The following is a 22,202-nucleotide window of genomic DNA, read 5'->3' as shown; positions in this document are numbered from 1 at the left end:
GACGTCAACAGCAGTATTCAACACTTCTCGATCCTGAACTCGCCCTGTCCGGCGGACTTGCTATGAACCCCTGGCCTCAACTCACCCTGACAGACAGGGGAACGCGCTCGCTGTCGCAGATCCTCCAACCTGTCTTCCTCGTAGAGCAGCCGATTCAGCCGCCTGCGCGCATGTACATCACGTTGGCCGAGAGTCGCCAGCTCGACATGACGGCCGGCGCGGGCAAGCAGATCCATGTGCTGCAGGTGTGCGTTATGGCGCTCTTGGTCGGTGCTGTAGCACTCCGCGACAGCACCGACCACTGCGATTGCTCCATCCCAGTCGCCCCGTTCCTCGGCGACGCGGGCAGTCTCAGACCAGTGAGTCACGGACATAATCGTAGGTGGCGCTGACCCTAGCTTGGGAATCGTGTTGCTCGGAATGGTCAGGGGTCAGCCCGCCTGACTCTGAAACACGAGAGGGATCGGCTAGTGTCACGCTACGGCCCGTTGATAGCCGCTATTGACCGGTTCATCGGGGCACGGATCGGGCTGGAGCGGCCAGCGCCTCGCCACGGTCATATGCCAGGGAGGCGGCGCTACCGGTTCGCCTACACGTACCGTCCGCAACTCTGTCGATACGAACTGCCCGAGGCAGACAAGATCGTTCAGCCGGATGCGTCACTCACGTCCTGAGACTGCTCCGTCACGCACGTCCCGAGACCCGACAGGCTGGCAGCCGTCCGGGCCTCGCCCTGAAAGGATGACGGCATGGACCGCTTCGAGGGCCGGTGCTGGCTGGACTGGTGGGCGAACTCGTCCACTCTGCTCGACAGCGTCGAGGTGGCCGTCGTGATCGCCGCCGCTACCGGCGGCTGGGAGGCGAATGGTCGCCTGGTCAGCGACAGCGACGAAGACCGCGAGGCGTTTGCATTCCTGTGCGAACTCGACCCCGTCTTCGCGCTGCGCTTCGAAGACGAGAGCGTTGTCGCCGTCACCGTTCATCCCACGGATGCGCATCGCCGCTTCAGGCTCACCGAGTACACCGGTCCGGTCCAGCGATCGGTCGTCAACCGCATCGCTCTGTAGGCAACGCCGAGCCTGATTGGCTCGACGGCAGTTTCACGGCACGTTGACGTGTCGGCACCCCGTGCTACTCCGGCCCTCATCGAGCACGCCAGCGCGCCCTTCCTACCGGATCGCTGGACTCGACGCCGGAGATGCCGGGCGGCCTTCCTGCCGCTGATGCGGGCCACGCCCCGTCGGCTCTCGATCCCACCGGCCGATATACCGGCTCTCCGAATCCGTTGAGCGGCCCAGCACGGCCTTTGCCTGCCGTCCAAGACCCAGGCGTCCGACGCCACCCTCCCGCTGCCCGACATCTGCCTCACGGCCCTGAAACTGCGGAGCGAGCAACGCGACGAGGCGAGAGCAGCCGCCGGCAAGGCATGGCACGAAACCGGACTCGTCTTCACCACCCGCTACGGCACCCCAATCGAACCGCGCAACTTCCAGCGCTCCTGGCAGACAAGGTGCGAGAAAGCCGGCGTCACGCCGATCACCGTCCACGACGCCAGGCGAACCTGCGCCACGCTGCTCGCCGACCTCGACGTCCACCCCAGAGTCGCCATGCAGGTGCTCAGGCACGCCCGCTTCTCCGTAACGATGGAGATCTACACGCAGGTCACATCGACAAAGACGAGAGAAGCACTCAAGCGCCTCGGCGACTCACTGAGCCGCTGACGAGAACTGCTGAACAAAGCTGCTGTACGCAAGCAGAAAGGCCACCTCCCGAAGCCGGGAAGTGGCCTTTGACCTGCGTGGGCGATACTGGGATCGAACCAGTGACCTCTTCGGTGTGAACGAAGCGCTCTCCCGCTGAGCTAATCGCCCTCAGCGCGCATGACTCTACCCGATCACCCGCCCGGACCAAAAACCGGCCCTCAGTGCGTCGCGAGGTAGTGCAGCGCCTCCGCCACCACGTCGATGCCGAAGCTGTACTTGAGCGACAGCCACACCACCACGGACACGAACGCGAGCCCGACCGCGCCGAGCACGAACCGCACACCCAGTGACCGCATCTTCACCCAGCGCGTCCAGGAGTTGACGTGCCGGCGGGTGAACGCGAGCAGCCGTCGCGCCCAGTGGAACTCGACAGCCCAGACGCCGAGGCCGGCGATGACCAGCAGCCAGCCGGGCCCTGGTAGCGGGATCAGCGCGACACCGACTGTGACGACGATGGCGCCGAGGATGCCGATGAAGATCTTCAGGGCGACGCGGCCGGTGGGGTTGGCGCGGATGAGGTCGAGCGTGGTGTGCAGGCGTCCCCGCCAGCCCCGTCGCCGCCGGCGCTGCTCCATGAGAGCGCCTTGCGACCGCCCTTCCACCGGCACCTCGTACCCCCGACTTTCGGCTGCTCGGGCCGCACCTTTCGGCGATTCGGCCGTGGTCCGCGACGTCACCGAGGAGCCCCTCGTGACCATTTCCACCCCCAGTGTCGCGCGGGACCGTCACCCCTGCTCACGACTGGACGTTACCGGAGTAAGTCGACGACTGAACCACCCGTTGCCGGGCGGAACGACGGAGTGGGCGGAACCGGAAATTCTACGCGGGGCCACGCGGTCCCGGGGGCTTTCGGAACCCCTTCCCACCACTGGGTGAAGTCAGCGTATGGCGGAGCGTAGCCAGGAGCAGCACCTGAGTATGGGAAAAGCGGGACACGCGCGTTCCGCAGCGGTGCCGGGGGGAGAACGTCCATGAGTGTCATCCGACCGACGACCGTAGAGGTCGAGACGTCGCTAAGGCTCGTCGCGCCTGACGCCACCGCCTTGCCGGTGCGTGCCAGTCTGCGTTACGACCCTGCTGACCCGTATGCGGTCCATGTCCTGTTCCATGCCGAGTCCGCCGGCGGCGAGGCGGTGAGCTGGTCGTTCGCTCGCGAACTGCTGGTCACCGGGCTCGACGAGCCGGCCGGCATCGGTGATGTGCGGGTCTGGCCGTGGGCCACCCCGCGCGGCGACTTCGTCGCGCTGGCGCTGTCGTCGCCGGACGGCAACGCCCTGTTCGAGGTTCCGCGCAGCGTGCTGGTGCGCTTCCTGCGCCGGACCTACGTCGTCGTCCCGCGCGGCCGCGAGGCCGAGCACCTGGACGTCGACACCGCGGTGAACCGGCTGCTGGCCGGTCGCTGACACGGCGACACCCGGGGCCGCGCGGATCTGCCGAGTCCGCGCGGCCCCGGGCCGTCTCCGACCCGGGGGTACGCCCTCAGCCGCGCGTGGTGATCCCGCCGTCGACCGGGATGACCGCTCCGGTCAGGTATGCGCCCGCCCGCGACGCCAGGTAGATCGCGGTGCCCGCCATGTCCTCGGGGCGGCCGATCCGGCCCAGCGGCACCTGCTGCTCGATGGCCGCGCGCGAGTCCGGGTCGTCCAGCGCGAACGCCATCATCTTGCTCTCGAACGGTCCGGGCGCGATCGCGTTGACGGTGATCTGCTCGCCGGCGAGCTGGTGGGCGAGGCCACGGGTGAGCATGTGCACCGCCGCCTTGGTGGCCGAATACGCGTACACCTCCATCCACGGCACCCGGATGCCGTCGATCGACCCGATGTTGATCACGCGGGCCGGGTCGTCGGCGCCTGCTGCGGCGCGCAGTTGCGGCAGCAGCGCGGTGGTGAGCCGGAAGACGGCCTTGACGTTCACCGCCCAGAGCTTGTCGAAGGCGCCCTCCGGGTACTCCTCCAGCGGCGCACCCCAGGTGGCGCCCGCGTTGTTGACCAGCACGTGGAGCCGGTCGTGGCGCTCCCGCACGGCCTCGGCGAGCGCCAGCGCGCCGGCGTCGCTGCCCAGGTCGGCGGGGATCGCCTCGCAGTGGCCCTCGGCGGACAGTTCCTTGGCGACCGACTCGCACACCTCCGCCTTGCGCGAGGAGATGATCACCCGGGCGCCGGCCCGGACGAAGCCCCGCGCGATCATCAGCCCGATCCCGCGTGAGCCGCCTGTGACCAGGACCGTCTTGCCGTCGACCGAGAACAGATCCGTCATGCCCATCCCATCGCCGTCTTCCGGCCGCGGGCCGGTCGGCCGGGGCCGCGTGGCCGGGTGCGGAGCGCACGCCGGCCCGGGTCTTACCGATCGGTAACCTAACCGTCCGGCTCGGCTGCCGACAAGAGCGGCCCGAGCGGGTGAAACCGTCGAGATGCAACGTGCGCGCGGGCCGGTTACCGTCGGGATGATGGTCACTACCGGTCAGCCCTCCCCGGCCACCCGCACCGGCCTGCCGGAGTTCCGCCCCGGCACCGACGAGATCGTCACCGGTGTGCTCGGCGACCTCGCCGCCGAGCCCGGCTGGCCCCGCCCGGTCCTGCTCGACCGCGATCTGCTGATCCTGGTCACTCACGGCCACGGCACCGCCGAGCTGGACTTCCGGCCCGTCCCCTGCCGTCCGGGCACGCTGCTGCGCGCGCATCCCGGCCAGGCGCTGCGGTTCGTCGGCGCCCAGCTCGACGCGACTGTGGTGAGCTGGCGGCCGGACGCGCTGCGCGGCCTCGACGTCGACCCGGACGCGGTGCCCGCCCACCGTCAGCTCGCCGGCGAGGACGAGGACGCGGTGATCAGCGAGGTGAGCCAGCTCGCCGTGGACGCCGACCGGCACGCGCTGGTACCGGCCGCCGCGGCGCTGCTGCGCCACCAGCTCGCCGTGCTGCTGCTGCGGCTGAGCCTGCTGCCGCACCCGGGCGACGGCGCGACGCCCCGGGCTGAGACGGAGACGTTCCGGCGGCTGTGCCGCGAGGTGGAACGCGGCTACCGGCACACCCGCCGGGTGGAGGACTACGCCGCCCAGATCGGCTGCTCGGTGCGTACCCTGACCCGGGCCTGCCTGGCGGTGACCGGCCGCAGCGCCAAGCAGGTGATCGACGAGCGGGTGGCGTTGCAGGCGTGCCGGCTGCTCGCCGCCACCGACGAGTCGATCGCCGCGATCGGCCGGGAGCTGGGTTTTCCCGAGCCGACGAACTTCGGCCGCTTCTTCACCCGGGAGGTCGGGGTGAGCCCGGGGACGTTCCGGGCCGAGCGCGAGCGCCCGCTGGCCGTCCGTCTGGTGCGACCCCGGCCGCCCGCCGACTCCCCCGTGCCGGGCGGCCAGGCATGATGGCACTGTGCAGATCTCCGCGCGCGGCGACTACGCGGTCCGGGCAGCCCTGAGCCTGGCCACCGCGTACCCCACCCTGCTGTCCACCCAGGCCATCGCGGCGGAGCAGGACATGCCGCGCAAGTTCCTCGAGGCGGTGCTGGCCGACCTGCGCCGGGCCGGGGTCGTCCGGGCCCAGCGCGGCGCCGAGGGCGGCTACACGCTGGCCCGGCTCGCCCATCGCCCGGCCGCCGACCAGGATCAGGAAGCCCGCAAGCGCGGGTACGCCGGCGACCACCGCGAGGACCGCGGCGCGCAGGTACTTCGCCAGCGCCGGGCGGTCCCGCTCGACGCCGTAGATCCGGTTGGCGCCCCGCTCGATCTGCGCCATCGTGGTGGTCAGCGCGACCAGCCCGGTGAGCAGACCGAGGGTCAGCGCCAGCTCGCCAGCGTCCTCGGTGCGCTCGCTGTCGGTCAGCAGGTCCTGCACCATCGCTTCGCTCTGGCCGGGCGTGATGGCCAGCACCGTGTCGGCGACGACCTTGCCGCCCTCGTCCACACCCAGGTCGGTGATCAGGCCGGTGAGCGCGATCAGGAACGGCACCACGGCCAGGCAGAGCTGCAACGCCAGCGCCCGCGAGTGGCTGAACCCGTCGCCGTAGCGGAACCGGATGAACGCGTCCCGCAGCAGGCACCAGCCGCCGTGCCGGCGCAGTGTGTGCCAGGCGTCGTCGGCGGACAGCTGGTCCTCGGTCATCAGCCGGGTCTCGGGGACCAGCTTCGTGCTACTCACGGCGGGCCTCCTCGACCAGGTGCTCACCGCGCTCGCCGACCGCGTCGGCGTCCACCGCCAGGTCGGGATGCTCCTGCGGGCGCGGTACGCAGAGCCAGAGCGACTCGGGGCGGATGGTGGCCTTCAGCGACCGGCCCGGCTCGATCAGGTCGCCGTCCAGCTGCCGGGGCTGCGCCCGGGTGCTGGTGATCTCGACCGAGCGGGCCCGGAACACCTCCATCCCCGGCACCCTGTCGCGGCGGCGCAGCACCGCCCAGCCCATGGCGAGCCAGTGGCGCAGCGTACGCGGCGTCAGCACCGCCACATCGAGCCAGCCGTCGTCCGGTTCGGCCTCGGTGAGCAGGCGTACCCCGCCCTGGAGACGCCCGACGTTGGCGACCAGGACCGAGCGGGCCCGGCGGCGCAGCGGCGGCTTGCCGTCGATGCGCACCGAGACCCGCATCGGCCGGTCGCGCAGGTGGCGGGCGGCGCCCACCACGTACGCGGGCCAGCCGATCCGCTTCTTCGTGGTCTCCGAGGTGGAGTCGAGCATCTGGGCGTCGAAGCCCATTCCGGCCATCACCGCGAAGCACTTGTCGCCGACCACGCCGACGTCGAGGCGGCGCATCCCGCGCTCGACGGCGACCTCCAGCCCGGCGGCCAGGTCACCGGAGAGGCCCAGGTTGGCGGCCAGCAGGTTGCCGGTGCCCTGGGGCAGCACCGCGAGCGCCACGTCGGTGCCGGCCAGCGCGGTCACGCAGGCCATCACCGTGCCGTCGCCGCCGCAGGCGAAGACGACCTCCGCGCCCGCCTTCACGGCCTGTTCCGCCTGCCCGCGGCCCGGGTCCTCGACCGTCGTCTCGTACCAGGTCGGGGCCGGCCACCCGGCGGCGGCGAGCGCGCCGTCCACGGTGCGGCGGAACTCGTCCAGGTCGGCCACCTTCACCGGGTTGACCACCACTGCCGAGCGCGGGGTGCGGTTCTCCGCGTTCACCGGGCGCTTGTCGTCTGCACCGTCCACGGCGTCAGTGTGCAGGACACGGGGCGTGACGGCGACCCGGCGGAGCGGGACGTTGCGAGAACCGCAAACAGGTTTGAAAACCGGGTGCGGGTCAGGCCGCCTCGCGCAGCGCCGCGTCGACGCGCCGCCGCAGGTCGTCGATGTCCACCCCGGCCTCGGTGAGCACCACGGCGGCCGGGCCGCCGCCCTCGCGCAGCAGGCCGAGCAGGATGTGTTCGGTGCCGATGTGCCGGTGGCGCAGCCGCAGCGCCTCGCGCAGCGACAGCTCCAGCACCTTCTTGGCGCGGGGCGAGAACGTGCCGTGGTGCGACCCGCGACGCCACCACCGGCGCGGGCGCGGGGTCGCCTCGCGCAGCGCGTCGGGGCCGAAGGACTCCTCGATCCGGGCCACTATCGCGGCGAGGTCGATGCCGATCTCGCGCAGCGCCGCGGCGTCCGCGGCGCCGAGACCGTCCACGCCCTGGGCGGTGTGGCGGGCCACCGCGGCGCGCAGAACCTCGGCGTCGACGCCGCCGGCCGCGAGCAGCCGTACCGCCAGGCTGTCGCGGTCGGCGAGCACGCCCAGCAGCAGGTGCTCGGTGCCGACCGGCCGCCGCCCCTCGGCGCGGGCCTCGTCGAGCGCGTGGTGCACCACGGCACGGGCCCGGTCGGTGAATCGTTCGAACATCACGCCTCCCAGCTCTCGCGCACCGCCGGCCGCCCGGCGTGCTTCTTGTGGACCGCCTGCCGGCTGACCTCGAGGGCGTCGGCGATCTCCTGCCACGACCAGCCCTGTCGCCGGGCGTTGTCGACCTGGATCACCTCGAGCCGTTCGAGCAGCCGGCGCAGGGCGAGCACCGCGCGCAGGCCGACCTTGGGGTCGGTGCTGCCGGCCGCCGCCGCGAGTTCCGTCGCTTGACTCATGCTGTCAATGTAGGTTGACAACACCTCTCGCGTCAACCCTGGTTGACAGGCGACCCGGCCTGCCGCTGTCCGGCCCGTCCCGGTGTTACGGTCCGCTGGTGTTCCGCCGCCGCCCGCTGGACCGGCCGGTCGAGTCCGCGCGCCGGCTCACCGCCGGCCGCCTCACCCTGGAGATCGCCGGCGGCAGCGTGGTCGGGCACCGCTACCCGGAGAACTACGACGTGCTGCACGTCGACCCCGAGCTGCCGCTCGCGGTGATCTGCGACGGGATGGGCGACGGCGAGGGCAGCCGGGTGGCGGGCACGACAGCGGCCCGGACGTTCACCGCGCGGGTCCGCGCCGGCTGGCCCGCCGTCGGCGCCGCGGCGCTGCGGGCCGCCGTGGCCGAGACCCAACGGCGGGTACGCCAGGCCGGCGCCGCGCAGTCCGGCCTGACCGGGTGCACGCTCACCGCGCTCGTGGTCGAGCCGGACGGCGAGCAGGGCTGGCTGGTGCAGCTCGGCGACTCGCGGGCGTACCGGCTGCGCGACGGTCTGCTGGAGCTGGTCACCGTCGACCACACCATGGCCTGGCTCGGCCTGCTGCACGGCTGGTGGCCGGCCGACTCGCCGGAGGCGGCGCGGGCGCGCTACCAGCTGCTGCGCTACGTCGGCCACCCGGACCGGCCCGAGCCGGACCTGCTCGCCGTGCCGCTGCGCCGGGGCGACACCTGGCTGCTGTGCACCGACGGGATCAGCGACCAGCTCGGCTACCACCGGCTGCGCGACCTGCTCTCCGCGCGGCGCGACCCGGCGCGCACCGCCGAGGCCCTGCTCGCCGCCAGCCTGGACGAGGGCGGCGAGGACAACGCCACAGCCGTCGTGCTGCGCGTCCACCCGGCGCTGCCCGCCCCGCGCTGACCGCCAGTTCCGCCGACCCGCTCCGGCGCACCCGGTCCCACGACTACGGTGGGTGAAAAGCAGGGGTCGGGAGGTGAGCCGGGGTGGCCGCACCCAGCCACGGCGCGGTGGTGGTCGGAGTCAGCCGGTCCGAGGCCGATCTGACGGTGGTCCGCACGGCCGCCGCCGAGGCCGCCGCCCACGACCGGCCGCTGCACCTGCTGCACGCGTTCAACTGGGCCGCGACGCCCGGCCCGGCCCCGGCCGGCGGCACCCGCACGGACGCGGAGAACGTGCTGGAGCACGCCGGACAGGTCGTCGCCGAGTGCGCGCCGGAGGTGCCCGTCAGCGGCCGGATCGTCGAGGGCTCGCCGGTCGAGGCGCTGCTGCGGGTCGCCGACACCGCATTCATGATCGCGCTCGGTGACGGGGGCATGTCCGCCCACCCGGACCGCGTGCCGGCCGACACGCCGGCAGTGGACGTGGCCGCCCGGGCGGGTTGCCCGGTGCTGGTCGGGCGCACCCAGCCGGCGCCGCCCGGGCCGCTGCTCGTCGGCTTCGACGGATCGCCCAGCTCGCAGGCCGCCCTCGCGTACGCCTTCGACTGCGCGCAGCACCGCGGCGCCCGTCTGCTCGCCGTCCGGGTGATCGAGCCGGAGTCCGGCGACCGCGACGACGGGCGGCTGGAGGAGGCGGTCACCCGGCAGGCCCGGCGGTATCCCCGGGTCACCGCCGGCTGCGAGACCGTCCACGGTGAGCCGAGGTCCGTCCTGCTCGACCGGTCCCGCGCCGCGCAGCTCGCGGTGGTGGCCGCCTGGGGAGACGGGCCGGTAGGGTCCACTCTGGGCGCGGTCAGCCAGTCCCTGCTCTACCACTCGCCGGCCCCGCTGATCGTCGTACGGGGCATCCCCGCGGACGCCGGGGACGGGTCATGACGCCCGCGCGAGGCGGGACCTACGGCCCTGACCGGCGACCCCCGATGGGACGAGGCTGGACGCGCCGGGGAAGAAAATGTGGTCCCCGAGTGGCAGCCGACCCCGAGCCACGAGAGGCTAAGGCAGCATGGACACCGCGGTGAACCTGCACAGCCCCCTGACCGAAGACGAGTTGCGCCGGCTGGACGCCTACTGGCGTGCGGCGAACTACCTGACCGTCGGCCAGATCTATCTGCTCGACAATCCGCTGCTGCGCGAACCGCTCAAGCCCGAGCACGTCAAGCCGCGCCTGCTGGGCCACTGGGGCACCAGCCCCGGGCTCAACCTGCTCTACACGCACCTCAACCGGGTCATCGTGAACCGGGACCTGTCCGCCATCTTCGTCACCGGCCCCGGCCACGGCGGCCCGGCGCTGGTGGCGAACACCTGGCTGGAGGGCACCTACAGCGAGCTGTACCACCACATCCCCCGGGACGAGACCGGCATGCAGCGGCTGTTCCGGCAGTTCTCCTTCCCGGGCGGCATCCCGAGCCACGTGGCGCCGGAGGTGCCGGGTTCGATCCACGAGGGCGGCGAGTTGGGGTACGCGCTGAGCCACGCGTACGGCGCCGCGTTCGACAACCCGGACCTGCTGGTGGCCTGCGTGATCGGCGACGGCGAGGCGGAGACCGGTCCGCTGGCCGGAAGCTGGCTGTCGAACGTGTTCCTCAACCCGGCCCGCGACGGCGCGGTGCTGCCGATCCTGCACCTCAACGGCTACAAGATCGCCAACCCGACGGTGCTGGACCGGATCCCCCGCGAGGACCTGCGGGACATGATGCGCGGCTTCGGCTACGAGCCGTACGTGGTCGAGGGCGACGACCCGGCGACGGTGCACCAGCTGCTGGCCGCCACGCTCGACCGGGCGGTCGACGAGATCACCGCGATCCAGCGCCGGGCCCGCTCCGGCGAGCACGTCGAGCGTCCCCGCTGGCCGATGATCGTCCTGCGGACGCCGAAGGGCTGGACCGGGCCGTCCCGGGTCGACGGCAAGCAGGTCGAGGGCACGTTCCGCGCCCACCAGGTGCCGATCTCCGAGGTGCGGGACAACCCGGCGCACCTGGCCGAGCTGGAGCGCTGGCTGCGCAGCTACCGGCCGGAGGAGCTGTTCGACGCCACCGGCGGCCCGGTCGCCGAGGTGGCCGACCTGCCGCCCACAGGTGACCACCGGATGAGCGCCAACCCGGTCGCCAACGGCGGCAGGCTGCTGCGCAACCTGGAGCTGCCGGACTTCCGCGACTACGCGGTCGACGTACCGACGCCGGGTGAGCCGATGGCCGGCGCGACAGGTGTGCTCGGGCCCTGGGTCCGGGACGTGATCGCCCGCAACCCGGAGACGTTCCGCCTGTTCGGCCCGGACGAGGTCGCCTCGAACCGGCTCGGCGCGGCGTTCGAGGTGACCGACCGCGCGTTCGTGGGCGCCGAGGTGCCCGGCGACGACCACCTCTCCCCCGACGGCCGGGTGATGGAGGTGCTCTCCGAGCACCTGTGCCAGGGCTGGCTGGAGGGCTACCTGCTGACCGGCCGGCACGGCATCTTCACCAGCTACGAGGCGTTCATCCACATCGTCGACTCGATGGTCAACCAGCACGCCAAGTGGCTGAAGGTGACCCGGAACATCCCCTGGCGGGAGCCGGTGGCGTCGCTGAACTACCTGCTGTCCAGCCACGTGTGGCGCCAGGACCACAACGGCTTCTCGCACCAGGATCCGGGCTTCATCGACCACGTGGTGAACAAGAAGGCCGAGGTGGTCCGGGTCTACCTGCCGCCGGACGGCAACACGCTGCTGTCCACGATGGATCACTGCCTGCGCAGCCGGCAGTACATCAACGTGGTGGTGGCCGGCAAGCAGCCCGCGCCGAACTGGCTGACCATGGACGAGGCGATCCAGCACTGCCGCCGCGGCCTGGGCATCTGGGACTGGGCCAGCAGCGACGACGGCACCGAGCCGGACGTGGTGCTCGCCTGCGCCGGTGACGTGCCGACGCTGGAGACGCTCGCCGCCGTCGACCTGCTGCGCCGGCACCTGCCGGACCTGAAGGTGCGGGTCGTCAACGTGGTCGACCTGATGCGCCTGCAACCGCCGTCGGAGCACCCGCACGGCCTGCCGGACAACGAGTTCGACACCATCTTCACCCGCGACAAGCCGGTGATCTTCGCGTACCACGGGTACCCGTGGCTGATCCACCGGCTCACCTACCGCCGGACCAACCACGAGAACCTGCACGTGCGCGGTTACAAGGAGGAGGGCACCACCACGACGCCGTTCGACATGGTGATGCTCAACGACCTGGACCGCTTCCACCTGGTCATCGACGTGATCGACCGGGTGCCGGGGCTGCGGTCGCGCGCCGCGCACCTGCGCCAGGACATGGTGGACGCCCGCCAGGCCTGCCGCGACTACACCCGCCGCTACGGCGAGGACGACCCCCGGGTCGCCGAGTGGCGCTGGATCCGCGAGAACGATCCGGCCGTGAGGAGTGGGGAATGAGCGGCGAGGAGATCCTGGTCGGCTACGACGGGTCCGCCGACGCGGCGGTCGCCCTGAACTGGGCGCTGGACGAGGCGGGCCGGTCGGGTCGGCCGGTACGCCTGGCGTACGTCTTCGAGTGGCTGACAGTGACCGGCTGGATCGGTCCCGGCGTGGCGCCGGGGGTGTGGCCGGACGAGGCCGCCCGGCAGCAGGTCGACGAACTGGTCCGCAAGGCGGCGGCGGACGCCGCCGCCGAGCGGCCGGGCCTGACCGTGCACGGCGAGGTGTTCGACGGCCCGCCCGCGCTGGTGCTCCAGGAGCGGTCCGCCGACGCCGGGATGCTGGTGCTCGGCAGCCGGGGCCACGGCGGCTTCGGCGGGCTGCTCGCCGGTTCCACGGCGGTCTCGGTCGCCGCGCACGCCCACTGCCCGGTGGTGGTGGTCCGCGACGGCCAGGCCGCCACGTCCGGGCCGGTGGTGGTCGGCTCGGACGGCTCGGAGTCGGCGCTGCGGGCGCTCGGCTTCGCCGTCGAGCGGGCCGCGCAGCGGGACGTGCCGCTGCGGGTGCTACGGGCCTGGGAGCCGCCGGGCGACCGGTGGGTGCCGCCGGACTTCGACCCGGAGCAGGTCGCCGCGAGCGAACGGGCCGCCGCCGAGGCGGAGCTGGCGCCGTGGCAGGAGAGCTTCCCCGACGTGCCGGTCGAGATCGAGGCGGTCCCCGGCAGCGCGTCCGCGCTGCTGGTGGAGGCGAGCCGGTCGGCGCAACTCGTGGTGGTCGGCAGCCGGGGCCGGGGCGGCCTGCGCGGCATGCTGCTCGGCTCGGTCAGCCAGCAACTCATCCAGCACTCGCACTGCCCCGTGGCTGTGGTACGCGAGCGCTGACTCAGCGGCCGGGCGCGGTGGAGCCCTCCTCCGGGTTGAGCGAGAAGTAGTCCTCCTCCTCCTGGGCCAGATGCAGGCGCAGCACCGCGTCCAGGCCGTAGAGCGCGGCCAGCAGATCGGGCACCTCGTCACGGCGCAGCCGGCCGTCCGGCTGCGCCGTGAGGTGCCCGCCGATCCGCTCCACCAGCCGCACGATCTCCACGTGCGCCCGGCTCATCGTGGAGGTCGCCTCGTCGCTGCCGAGCGGCCCGGCCAGCGCCGGGTAGAGCTGCCGGTCCTCGGCCGCCTCGTGCGGCAGCACCTCGTCGACCAGGCGCCGGTGCACCTCGCGCAGCGCCGGCAGGCACGCCGGATCGTCCGGGCGGGTCGCCACCATGTCGGCGGTGTCCCGCAGCCGGGCCAGCACGTCGCGCACGCCGCCGTGCTCGCCCGCGTACCGGTCGAGCAGCTCGCGTGTGTGCGCCGGCAGGTCCCGCCGCCGCAGGCCGCCGCCGAGCGCGCGCAACGCGTTGAGGATCACCAGGACGTCGATGCCCTCCTGGAGGAACGCGCCGGCCACCGGGGGCAGCCGGCCCGCCGCGGCCACCAGCATCGCCAGCACCGCCAGCCCCATCCCGACGGTGGCGCTCTGCACCGCGATGCGGCGGGCGTACCGGGCGATCTCGACGGCGTCGGCGAGCCGGTCCAGCCGGTCCACGGTGAGCACCGCGTCGGCCACGTCCGCCGAGGCGGTCGCCCCGGTCGCGCCCATCGCCACGCCGACGTGCGCCTCGGCCAGCGCGGGCGCGTCGTTCACGCCGTCGCCGACCATCACAGTCACCGCGCGCGCCGACTCCTGGCGTACCCGATCGGCCTTCTCCTGCGGCGAGCACCGCGCGATCACGTCGTCCACGCCCACGATCTGCGCCACCTGCCGGGCCGTGCCCGGGCGGTCGCCGGTCACCATGACCAGGCGCTCCAGGCCCGCCTCGCGCAGCCGCCGCACGGTCCGCCGGGCGTCCGGGCGGACCGGGTCCTCCAGCAGGATCGCACCGAGCGGCCCGTGGTCGTCGCTGACCCAGACCGCGGAACGCCCGGCCCGTTCGGCGCGTTCACCGAGCCGGCCCGCCCACTCCGGCGGTTCCCCGGCGAGCTGACCGACGTGCACCATCCGCCCGTCGACGCGGCCGCTCACCCCGTGCCCCGGCTCCTCGGTGACCTGCGTCGGCTCGGCCAGCGGCAGCCCCCGCTCGCGGGCCTGCCGCACCAGCGCGGCGGCCAGCACGTGCGGGGAGAGCTGCTCGACCGAGGCGGCCAGCCGCAGCACCTCGTCGCGGTCGCCGCCCGGCGCCACCACCACCTCGGCCGCCCGGGGCCGCCCGGCGGTGAGCGTGCCGGTCTTGTCGAGCAGGAGGGTACGGGCGCGGCCGAGCTGTTCCAGCGACCCGCCGTCGCGGACCAGGACGCCGCGCCGGGCCACCCGGGACAGCCCGGACACCACGGCGATCGGGGTCGCCAGCAGCAGCGGGCACGGGGTGGCCACCACCAGCACCGCCACCGCCCTGGTGAACTCGCCGGACAGCAGCCACGCCAGCCCGGCCAGCACCAGCGTGAACGGTACGAACGCGGCGGCGTACCGGTCGGCCAGCCGTACCATCGGGGCCTTGCGGGCGGTGGCCTCGCCGGCCAGGCGGACGATGCCGGCGTAGGTGCTCTCCGCCGCGTTGCGGCGGGCCCGCAGCCCGAAGCCGGCGCCCGCGTTGACGACGCCGCTGGCCACCTCCTCCCCGGCCGCGCGGGTGACCAGCTGCGACTCGCCTGTGACCACCGACTCGTCCAGCGTCGCGGACTCCTCGACCACGCCGTCCACAGGCACCACGTCGCCCGGTCCGACCACCAGCCGGTCCCCCACCGCGACGCGGTCCAGCGGCACCACCTCGATCCCACCGTCCGGGGTGCGCCGGCGCGCCTGCCGGGGCGCGCGTTCCAGCAGCGCCCGCAGGTCACGGGTGGCGCGGCGCTGGGCGTACTCCTCCAGCGCCCGCCCGGTGGCGACCATCACCGCGATCACCGCACCGGCCAGGAACTCCCGCACCAGCAGCGCGCCGAGCAGCGCCAGCACCGCGATGACGTCCACCCCGAACTGCCGCAGCCACAGCTGGCGCAGCGTCGTCCAGGCCGCCGGCACCAGGGCCACCACCGTGACCGCCGCCCAGACCAGCCGGGCGGCGTCGTGCGCGCCGGCGAACCACAGCGCCGCGCCGGCCAGCACGGCCACTGTGAGCAGCACCAGCGGCGCCCACTCGGCCCAGGCCCACCGCCGGGCGCGGGCCGGCTGCTCGGGTACGCACTCGCGTGGTTCGGTTCCCACGTGTGGATCGTCTCAGCCCGGACGTGGGGCGGGCGGGGCGACCCGGGTAATCCGGGGGCGAAGGACCCCTGCGGGGGCGGCCGGGCATGCCCGAGGATGGAGCGGCATCCCCACCCGGGCGTCCCGGGCGTGGGGCACGATGGGGAAAACAGGAAAGGTCGTGACGATGAGCCACGAGACGCCGGCCGGCGATCGCCCGTTGACCACCGCGCTCGCGGAGGCCGCCGGAATGGCCGGCCACGCCCCCTCGGTGCACAACACGCAGCCGTGGCACTGGACGGTCCTGCCCGACGCGCTGGAGCTGCGGGTGGTCCGCGAACGGCACCTCAGCGCCATGGACCCGGAAGGGCACCTGCTGGTGGTGAGCTGCGGCGCCGCGCTGCACCACGCCCGGGTGGCGCTGGCCGCCGAGGGCTGGACCCCGGTGGTGGAACGGCTGCCCGACCCGAAGGAACCCGACCTGCTGGCCCGGCTCACCAGCCTCGAGCACACCGGCGCCGACCCCGACGCCATGCGCGTCGTGCAGTGCATGCAGGTGCGGCACACCGACCGGCGGCCGGTCAGCGACGAGCCGATCCCCACCGCCGCGCTGAACGACATCGACCGGGCCGCCACGCTGGAGGGGGTGAACCTGCAACTGCTCGACGACACCCAGAAGATCCAGCTCGCCAGCGCCGCCCAGCAGGCCGCCGCCGTCGAGGCCGACAGCCCGGACCTGCGCGAGGAACTGGCGTACTGGATCAGCCGGGCCGGCACCGGCACCGGGCTGCCGCCGGAGGTGCTGCCCGACCAGGCCCCGCAGACGACCGTTCCGGCCCGCGACTTCGGCCGCGCCGGCTCGCTGCCGATCGGACCCGGCCACGACAAGGCCGCCGTCTACGGGATCCTGTGGGGCTCCGACGACGAGACGATGAGCTGGCTGCGCGCCGGCGAGGCGCTCTCCGCCGCCTGGCTCACCGCCACCCGGCACGGGGTGTCGCTGGTGCCGCTGTCCGGTGTGGTGGAGGTCGAGAGCACCCGCGAGGTGCTGCGGCAGATGCTCTCCGGCCTGGGGTTCCCGTACATCAGCATGCGGCTCGGCCTGGCCGACCCGACGCACGCCGGCCCCCCGCACACGCCCCGGCTGGACGTCGCGCAGACAGTCGACACCTCGGCGGTCCGCGACCGTCTCGCCTGACCGGTCTCGATCACGGCGGCCACCGGGCGATACCATCGCCGGGTGGCCGCCGCACCCCAGTCCCGGCACGAGCACCTCACACCGTCGCTCGGGCTGACCCCGCTGTCCCGCGTCCGCCTGGACGAACTGCTCCAGGAGATGCTCGACCGCGTCGGCGAGGTGGTGACCAGCCGCGAGCGGCTCCGGGCACTGCTGGACGCGGTCGTCGGCATCGGGTCCGACCTCGACCTGCGCAGCACGCTGCAACGGATCGTGCAGTCGGCGTGCGAGCTGGCCGGTGCCCGCTACGGCGCGCTCGGCGTGATCGGGCCCGACCGGATGCTGCACGACTTCATCGTCCACGGCATCAGCCCCGAGCTGCACGCGAAGATCGGCGAGCTGCCGCACGGGCGGGGCGTGCTCGGCCTGCTCATCGACGACCCGAAGCCGGTCCGCATGCCGGACATCACCAAGCACCCCAACTCGTACGGCTTCCCGCCGAACCACCCGCCGATGCACAGCTTCCTCGGCGTTCCGGTGCGCATCCGCGACCACGTCTGGGGCAACCTCTACCTGGCCGAGAAGCAGGGCGCGGCCGAGTTCACCGAGGACGACGAGGAGATCGTGGTGGCGCTGGCCGCCGCGGCCGGCGTGGCGATCGAGAACGCCCGCCTCTACGCGCTGGCGCACCGGCGGGAACGCTGGCTGGCGGCCGCCGCGGAGATCACCTCGGTGCTGCTCGGTGAGGTACGCCGTACCGACGCGCTGACGCTCGTGGCGCGCCGCGCCCGTGAGGTCGCCGAAGCCGAACTGGCCCTGGTGCTGCTCTACGACGAGGACGAGGCGCAGTTCACCGTCGAGGTCGTCGACGGCGCCGACCCGGTCACCCGGGAACTGGTCGGCGCGGTGCTGCCGGCCGCCGAGACCAGCTTCGCCGCGTCCGTCACGCAGAGCCGCCACGACCAGGTCGAGGACCTCGCCGCCGCGGCGCCCTGGCCCCGGCCGGTGGTCGCCGGGCCCGCCGTGGTGTCCCCGCTCGCCGCCGCGGACACGCTGCACGGTGTCCTGGTGATCGGCTACCGGCCCGACCACGGGCCCGCCGCCGACGACGACCTCGCGCTGCTCGCCAGCTTCGCCGGGCAGGCCGCGCTCGCCATGGAACGCGCCCGCGGCCAGGAGGAGCGGGAACTGCTGGTGGTCCTGGAGGACCGCGAACGCATCGCCCGTGACCTGCACGACGTGGTGATCCAGCGGCTGTTCGCCACCGGCCTGCAACTGCAGAGCGGCGCGATGAACGCCCGCCCCGAGGCCGCCAAGCGGATCAACCAGGCCGTCGACGACCTCGACGCCACCATCCGCGACATCCGCCGCACCATCTTCGAGCTGCGCACCCCGATGAGCGCGGCGCTGCGCACCGAGATCCGCGAGGCGATCGAGGTGGCCGCCGAGTCGCTCGGCTACCGCCCCGAGCTGGAACTGATCGGCCCGATCGACAGCGCCGTCCCGGACGACCTGCGCCCCGAACTCACCGCCGTGCTGCGCGAGGCGCTCTCCAACGCGGTACGCCACGCGCAGGCCGACCGGGTGTCGGTGCGCGTCCGCGTCGACTCCGGCCGCGTCGAGATCACCGTCACCGACGACGGCGTCGGCTGCGACCCGGAGGCGGCCCGCAGCGGCCTGGTCAACCTGCGGGAACGGGCCGAGCGGCTGGGCGGCGAGTTCTCACTGCGCCGGGCCGAGCCGCGCGGCACCGAGGTGCGCTGGAGCGTCCCGCTCGACTGACAGCTGTCAGGTGTTCTTGCCGAGCAGCCGGGTGGCCAGCACCGCCGCCTGGGTACGCCGCTCCAGCCCGAGCTTGGCGAGCACGCTGGAGACGTAGTTCTTCACCGTCTTCTCGGCCAGGAACATCTTCCCGGCGATCTCCCGGTTGGTGAGCCCCTCCGCCACGTACTCCAGGATCCGCCGCTCCTGCTCGGTGAGCGACTTCAGCTCCCGCGGCTGCTCCACGCCGCTGCGGATGCGCTCCAGCACACGGGTGGTGATCGCCGGGTCGAGCAGCGACTGCCCGGCCGCCACCCGGCGGACCGCGTCCACCAGGTCGGTGCCGCGGATCTGCTTGAGCACGTACCCGGCGGCGCCCGCCATGATCGCCGCGAACAGCGCCTCGTCGTCCTCGTACGAGGTGAGGATCAGCCCCTTGATCGAGGAGTCCACCGCGCGGACGTCCCGGCACACGTCGATGCCGTTGCCGTCGGGCAGCCTGGCGTCGAGGATCGCCACGTCGGGGCGCAGCGCCGGGATGCGACGCGCCGCCTCCTGGGCCAGGCCGGACTCGCCGACCACCTCGATGTCGCCGCTGCTCTGGAGCAGGTCGGCAAGGCCACGACGGACGACCTCGTGGTCGTCGAGCAGGAACACCCGGATCATCAGTCCTTTCTACCCGCTTTCCCGCCCTCGTAGCACGGGTCGAAAGTCCCGTCCTGCCCGCGCCGGCCGGGACCGACGGCCGGGCCCAGGTGGGGACCTCCGGCCCTGCTCACCGCGCCGCCCCCTGACGCACCGTAGTGGTGTACCCGGCCGGGGGAGCCGGCGCCGCACGAGAGGGAGCACCACCATGACGACCGAATACACCGCCGAGCAACTGCGGGCCGCGGTCGCCGACGCGGTCCGGGCCCCGTCACTGCACAACACCCAGCCGTGGCGGTTCCGGCTCGTCGACGGCGGCATCGAGGTGTCCGTCGACCCGCTGCGCGGCCTGCCCGCCACCGACCCGACCGGCTGGGGCGCGCGCATCGCCGCCGGTGCGGCCCTGTTCAACCTGCGCCTGGCGCTCGCCGTGGCGGGCACCCCGGCCACGGTACGGCTGCGCCCGTACCCCGCCGACCCGGACGTCGTGGCCCGGCTGGTGCCGGACGTGCCGCGCCGTCCCACCCCGGTCGAGCAGAGCCTGTACGGGGCGATCGGCCACCGGTTCAGCAACCGCGCGCCGTTCTGGCCCGACCCGGTGCCGGCCGAGGCCCGCTGGCGGCTCGGCGAGGCGGCCCGCGCCGAACAGTGCTGGCTGGAACTCGTGATCGGTACCAGCGCCGTCAACGCGGTCGCCGAGGTCGCCCGCAGCGCCCACCGCGTGCTGGAACGCGACCCCGCGTACGTGGCCGAACGGGCCGAGTGGATCCGCTCCGAGCCGGCCCCCGACGGCGTGCCCTCCGGCGCCGGCGGACCGCAGAGCGAACCGCAGGACCTGCTGCCCCAGCGCGGCTTCGGCGGACGCAACCGCGCCCCCGGCCGCGACTTCGAGCCGGAGCCGCTGGTCGCGGTGCTCGGCTCGGCCGGCAACACCTCGGCCGACCAGATCCTGGCCGGGCAGGCGCTGCAACGCGTACTGCTCACCGCCACCGACGCCGGGCTGAGCGTGTCGATGCTGTCCCAGCCGATCGAGGTGCCCGCCGCACGCGAGGCGCTGCGGATGTCGCTGGGCCGATTCGGCACCCCGCAGATGGTGATGCGGATCGGGTACGGCCAGCCGGGCCGCGCCACCCCGCGTCGCCCGGTCGAGGAGGTGCTCGACCTGCCGGTCGTGCCGGCCTGACCCGTACCCTCCGCAGGTCAGGCCGGGAGCGCGGCCCTGCCTCTCGGGGTCAGGCCGGGAGCGCGGCCAGCAGGGCGGCCTCCCGCTCCGGCGCCAGGCCGACCGGTGCGCGCGCCGGCCGCCCCGCCCGGTCCGGCACGCGCCCCACCTCGCGCAGCCACCGCCAGGTGTCGGCGACCGTCTCGGTCACCGGCCGGCAGACCAGCCCCGCCGCGTACGCGCGTTCCACGTCCCGCTCCTGCAACCACCGGTACTCGTGCCCGCGCGGAATCCACACCGGCAGGTCGTTCCACGGCTCCACCCCGGCCGCCAGGATCGGCTCCGGCGCCGTCCACCGCAGCGTCGCGTCCGACCCGGTCACCGCCACCGCCGCGTCGAGCAGGTCACCCATCGTCGCGTGCCCGGTGCGACCCACCACGTTGTACGCCCCGCCGACGCCCTCGGCGCCCCGGTCCAGCAGCCAGGTCGCCAGGTCCCGGACGTCCACGTACTGGATGGGCAGGTCACGCGGCCCCGGCGCCAGCACGTCCCCGCCCCGGGCGACCCGGTTCAGCCACCACGGCAGCCGCCCGATGTCCTCCCCCGGCCCCAGGATCAGCCCGGCGCGCGCCAGCAGCGCCCGGTCGCCGAACACCCGCGTCGCGGCGAGTTCCCCGCCGGCCTTGTTCGCCGGGTAGTCACCGTCGTCTCCGTCCGCGTCGGCCGGCACTGTGGGCGCCTCCTCGCCGCTGCCGGGCGCGACGGGTGGCGCGTACACCGATCCGCTGGACACGTAGACGTAGTGCGGCACCGCGTCGGCGAGCGCCAGCGCGGCGTCCCGTACCGCGCGGGGCGCGCCGTCCCAGGTGTCCACCACCAGGTCCCACTCGCCGCCGGTGAGCGCGGCCAGCCCGTCCGGCGCGGTCCGGTCGCCCCGCAACCGGTGTACGCCGTCCGGCACCCGCCCGTGCACACCCCGGTTGAACACGGTCACCTGCCAGTCGCGGCGTACCGCCTCGGCCACGACCGCACCGCCGACAAAGCCCGTACCGCCAAGCATCAGGAGTCGCATAGGTCCCAGCCTGCCGCCCAGCACCACCCGGCAGGCACCAAGTTCACAGTCAGCAGATCTGCCAACGGCAGAACCCGACCTCCCGTCCCTCCCCGGGCCCCGCCGCCCTCGTCCGCACCGGACATGACCCGCCGATCTTGGAGTTGTGGCACCTCGCGAACCGCGCTTACCGGGCATTAAAGGCGCCACAACTCCAAGATCGACGGTGATGGGCGAGGGCGCAAAAGACTCCGGACAGCACCGGGCACGAACCTTCTCCCGAGCAGCCCGCGATCTTGCACTTTCGTACCCCGCAAACCTCGCGAATAGGGCACCTGAAGGGCTCGAACTGCAAGATCGCGCGGGTGATCACCGGCGCTTCGCTCCCGCCCCCGGCCAGCCCTGCCCGGACGCGTCGATCATGAGGTTGACGGCATTCCGTGTCCGGTTTGTCGCCGCTAACTTCATGATCGACGGGGCGGAGGGCCTGCGGTTGTGGCCGGTGCAGGGGGTGCGGCGGGTGCAGGGGGCGGTACGGCGGGCTGGGTGTGCTGGTGGGAGGTTCCGGGGGTGCATCGCGGGTGCGGGGCGCGGGAGTGTCGTGCCGGTGTGGGCGGGGGTGTCCGGTTCGGGGGTGGTGGGTGGCACTCTGGGAGTGGAATCGCTGGCGGGTGGGTGGCGTTGTAACCGGGTGAACGACGGCCGCTGGTCGTTGAGTACGGTTCCGGCGACGTGAGCCGCGGGGAATCATCCTGGCCGGCTGGTCGTTGAACACGGTTCCGACGACGTGAACCCCCGCGCCTGCTCTGCGGTGGCGTATGGCGCGCCCCCGGGAATGATGGCGGGTGGCGGGTCGTTGAACATGCTTCCGGCGCCGCGACAAGGTACCCCCTGCCCTCGCGAGCAGCCGGATCCCCCAAGACTTTTTTGAGCGCCTGACGGTGCCCACGCATCCCCGTCCCCCGCGGGGTGCGTCGACCCCCGAATGGAGCACTTCTGATGAACACGATTCTGCGTAAGAGCATTCTGGGTGTTGCTGGTCTGGCTTTCACCGGTGGCGTGTTCGCCGGTC

Annotated in this window: 19 protein-coding genes, 1 tRNA gene and 3 pseudogenes; 13 read left to right on the top strand and 10 right to left on the bottom strand. The window is 73.2% G+C overall.

The window, feature by feature from the left end; genetic code table 11:
* From IF06_RS34525 to IF06_RS33400, 3 genes and pseudogenes are all read left to right on the top strand, one after another.
* A partial coding sequence (locus IF06_RS34525) for a hypothetical protein (RefSeq protein ID WP_232236809.1) occupies positions 1 to 392 on the top strand: 392 nt, incomplete at its 5' end.
* Positions 393 to 749: 357 nt separating this feature from the next.
* Positions 750 to 1,067: a hypothetical protein gene (locus tag IF06_RS0130715; RefSeq protein ID WP_013474588.1), complete on the top strand. Its 318-nt coding sequence runs from the start codon at positions 750 to 752 to the stop codon at positions 1,065 to 1,067.
* Positions 1,068 to 1,316: 249 nt separating this feature from the next.
* Positions 1,317 to 1,721: pseudogene (locus tag IF06_RS33400) on the top strand (tyrosine-type recombinase/integrase); the annotation flags it as partial.
* 78 nt (positions 1,722 to 1,799) lie between these two features.
* On the opposite strand, the gene IF06_RS0130700 reads toward IF06_RS33400, so the two are convergent.
* A tRNA-Val gene (locus IF06_RS0130700) sits at positions 1,800 to 1,871 on the bottom strand.
* A gap of 50 nt (positions 1,872 to 1,921) precedes the next feature.
* Positions 1,922 to 2,461: a TIGR02611 family protein gene (locus tag IF06_RS0130695; RefSeq protein WP_174361703.1), complete on the bottom strand. Its 540-nt coding sequence runs from the start codon at positions 2,459 to 2,461 to the stop codon at positions 1,922 to 1,924.
* A gap of 273 nt (positions 2,462 to 2,734) precedes the next feature.
* On the opposite strand from IF06_RS0130695, the gene IF06_RS0130690 reads away from it, so the two are divergent.
* Positions 2,735 to 3,166 carry an SsgA family sporulation/cell division regulator gene (locus IF06_RS0130690; RefSeq protein ID WP_007457244.1) on the top strand — a complete coding sequence of 144 codons (432 nt, stop codon included), beginning with the start codon at positions 2,735 to 2,737 and terminating at the stop codon, positions 3,164 to 3,166.
* 76 nt (positions 3,167 to 3,242) lie between these two features.
* Here the strand turns inward: IF06_RS0130690 and IF06_RS0130685 are convergent, their stop codons facing one another.
* Positions 3,243 to 4,019 (bottom strand): glucose 1-dehydrogenase, encoded by a 777-nt coding sequence (locus IF06_RS0130685; RefSeq protein ID WP_030275212.1) that lies wholly within the window; start codon positions 4,017 to 4,019, stop codon positions 3,243 to 3,245.
* Positions 4,020 to 4,206: 187 nt separating this feature from the next.
* Here IF06_RS0130685 and IF06_RS0130680 point away from each other — a divergent pair, with 187 nt between their 5' ends.
* Together IF06_RS0130680 and IF06_RS33395 are read left to right on the top strand one after the other, a co-directional pair.
* The gene (locus IF06_RS0130680; protein WP_013284926.1) at positions 4,207 to 5,124 is read left to right on the top strand and encodes a helix-turn-helix transcriptional regulator; all 918 of its coding nucleotides are present in this window, start codon (positions 4,207 to 4,209) and stop codon (positions 5,122 to 5,124) included.
* A 7-nt stretch (positions 5,125 to 5,131) separates the two neighbouring features.
* A pseudogene (locus IF06_RS33395) lies at positions 5,132 to 5,281 on the top strand (Rrf2 family transcriptional regulator); the annotation flags it as partial.
* Between the two features lie 42 nt (positions 5,282 to 5,323).
* On the opposite strand, the pseudogene IF06_RS33390 reads toward IF06_RS33395, so the two are convergent.
* The 4 genes and pseudogenes from IF06_RS33390 to IF06_RS0130660 form a co-directional block, all read right to left on the bottom strand.
* A pseudogene (locus IF06_RS33390) lies at positions 5,324 to 5,896 on the bottom strand (YhjD/YihY/BrkB family envelope integrity protein); the annotation flags it as partial.
* Complete coding sequence (locus IF06_RS0130670; protein ID WP_013474571.1) at positions 5,889 to 6,896, bottom strand: diacylglycerol/lipid kinase family protein; 1,008 nt, start codon at positions 6,894 to 6,896, stop codon at positions 5,889 to 5,891. The gene IF06_RS0130670 and the pseudogene IF06_RS33390, both read right to left, overlap by 8 nt.
* Positions 6,897 to 6,987: 91 nt before the next feature.
* Positions 6,988 to 7,563, bottom strand: coding sequence for a Clp protease N-terminal domain-containing protein (locus IF06_RS0130665; RefSeq protein ID WP_013474570.1), 576 nt, complete (start codon positions 7,561 to 7,563; stop codon positions 6,988 to 6,990).
* Positions 7,563 to 7,799 (bottom strand): HTH domain-containing protein, encoded by a 237-nt coding sequence (locus IF06_RS0130660; protein ID WP_030275209.1) that lies wholly within the window; start codon positions 7,797 to 7,799, stop codon positions 7,563 to 7,565. The genes IF06_RS0130665 and IF06_RS0130660 overlap by 1 nt, the downstream gene beginning before the upstream one ends.
* Positions 7,800 to 7,897: 98 nt before the next feature.
* Between IF06_RS0130660 and IF06_RS0130655 the strand changes: the two genes are divergently transcribed.
* The 4 genes from IF06_RS0130655 to IF06_RS0130640 all read left to right on the top strand — a co-directional run bounded on the left by IF06_RS0130655 (position 7,898) and on the right by IF06_RS0130640 (position 13,005).
* Complete coding sequence (locus tag IF06_RS0130655; protein ID WP_013284891.1) at positions 7,898 to 8,698, top strand: PP2C family protein-serine/threonine phosphatase; 801 nt, start codon at positions 7,898 to 7,900, stop codon at positions 8,696 to 8,698.
* An 83-nt stretch (positions 8,699 to 8,781) separates the two neighbouring features.
* Positions 8,782 to 9,612 carry a universal stress protein gene (locus IF06_RS0130650; RefSeq protein ID WP_013474567.1) on the top strand — a complete coding sequence of 277 codons (831 nt, stop codon included), beginning with the start codon at positions 8,782 to 8,784 and terminating at the stop codon, positions 9,610 to 9,612.
* 127 nt (positions 9,613 to 9,739) lie between these two features.
* A complete protein-coding gene (locus tag IF06_RS0130645; RefSeq protein WP_013474566.1) occupies positions 9,740 to 12,142 on the top strand; it encodes a phosphoketolase in 2,403 nt (800 codons plus the stop codon).
* Complete coding sequence (locus IF06_RS0130640; protein WP_036311903.1) at positions 12,139 to 13,005, top strand: universal stress protein; 867 nt, start codon at positions 12,139 to 12,141, stop codon at positions 13,003 to 13,005. The genes IF06_RS0130645 and IF06_RS0130640 overlap by 4 nt, the downstream gene beginning before the upstream one ends.
* 1 nt (position 13,006) lies before the next feature.
* On the opposite strand, the gene IF06_RS0130635 is transcribed toward IF06_RS0130640, so the two are convergent.
* The gene (locus tag IF06_RS0130635; protein ID WP_013284887.1) at positions 13,007 to 15,355 is read right to left on the bottom strand and encodes a heavy metal translocating P-type ATPase; all 2,349 of its coding nucleotides are present in this window, start codon (positions 15,353 to 15,355) and stop codon (positions 13,007 to 13,009) included.
* 166 nt (positions 15,356 to 15,521) lie between these two features.
* On the opposite strand from IF06_RS0130635, the gene IF06_RS0130630 reads away from it, so the two are divergent.
* Positions 15,522 to 16,532, top strand: a complete 1,011-nt coding sequence (locus IF06_RS0130630) for an Acg family FMN-binding oxidoreductase (protein ID WP_013284886.1) — start codon at positions 15,522 to 15,524, stop codon at positions 16,530 to 16,532.
* Positions 16,533 to 16,625: 93 nt separating this feature from the next.
* Complete coding sequence (locus IF06_RS0130625) at positions 16,626 to 18,293, top strand: GAF domain-containing sensor histidine kinase (protein WP_174361775.1); 1,668 nt, start codon at positions 16,626 to 16,628, stop codon at positions 18,291 to 18,293.
* 6 nt (positions 18,294 to 18,299) lie between these two features.
* Here IF06_RS0130625 and IF06_RS0130620 read toward each other — a convergent pair whose 3' ends face one another.
* The gene (locus IF06_RS0130620) at positions 18,300 to 18,938 is read right to left on the bottom strand and encodes a response regulator (protein ID WP_013284884.1); all 639 of its coding nucleotides are present in this window, start codon (positions 18,936 to 18,938) and stop codon (positions 18,300 to 18,302) included.
* Between the two features lie 187 nt (positions 18,939 to 19,125).
* Between IF06_RS0130620 and IF06_RS0130615 the strand changes: the two genes are divergently transcribed.
* Entirely contained in the window at positions 19,126 to 20,100 is a 975-nt protein-coding gene (locus IF06_RS0130615; protein WP_013284883.1) for an Acg family FMN-binding oxidoreductase, read from the top strand.
* 49 nt (positions 20,101 to 20,149) lie between these two features.
* Here IF06_RS0130615 and IF06_RS0130610 read toward each other — a convergent pair whose 3' ends face one another.
* Entirely contained in the window at positions 20,150 to 21,151 is a 1,002-nt protein-coding gene (locus IF06_RS0130610) for an NAD-dependent epimerase/dehydratase family protein (protein WP_030275203.1), read from the bottom strand.
* Positions 21,152 to 22,202 lie beyond the last annotated feature (1,051 nt).

The organism is Micromonospora globosa (genome assembly GCF_000717585.1).
Lineage (GTDB): Bacteria > Actinomycetota > Actinomycetes > Mycobacteriales > Micromonosporaceae > Micromonospora > Micromonospora aurantiaca.
The sequence above is the reverse complement of the archived record's forward strand: the minus strand, read 5'-3'. Positions and strand labels throughout refer to the sequence as shown.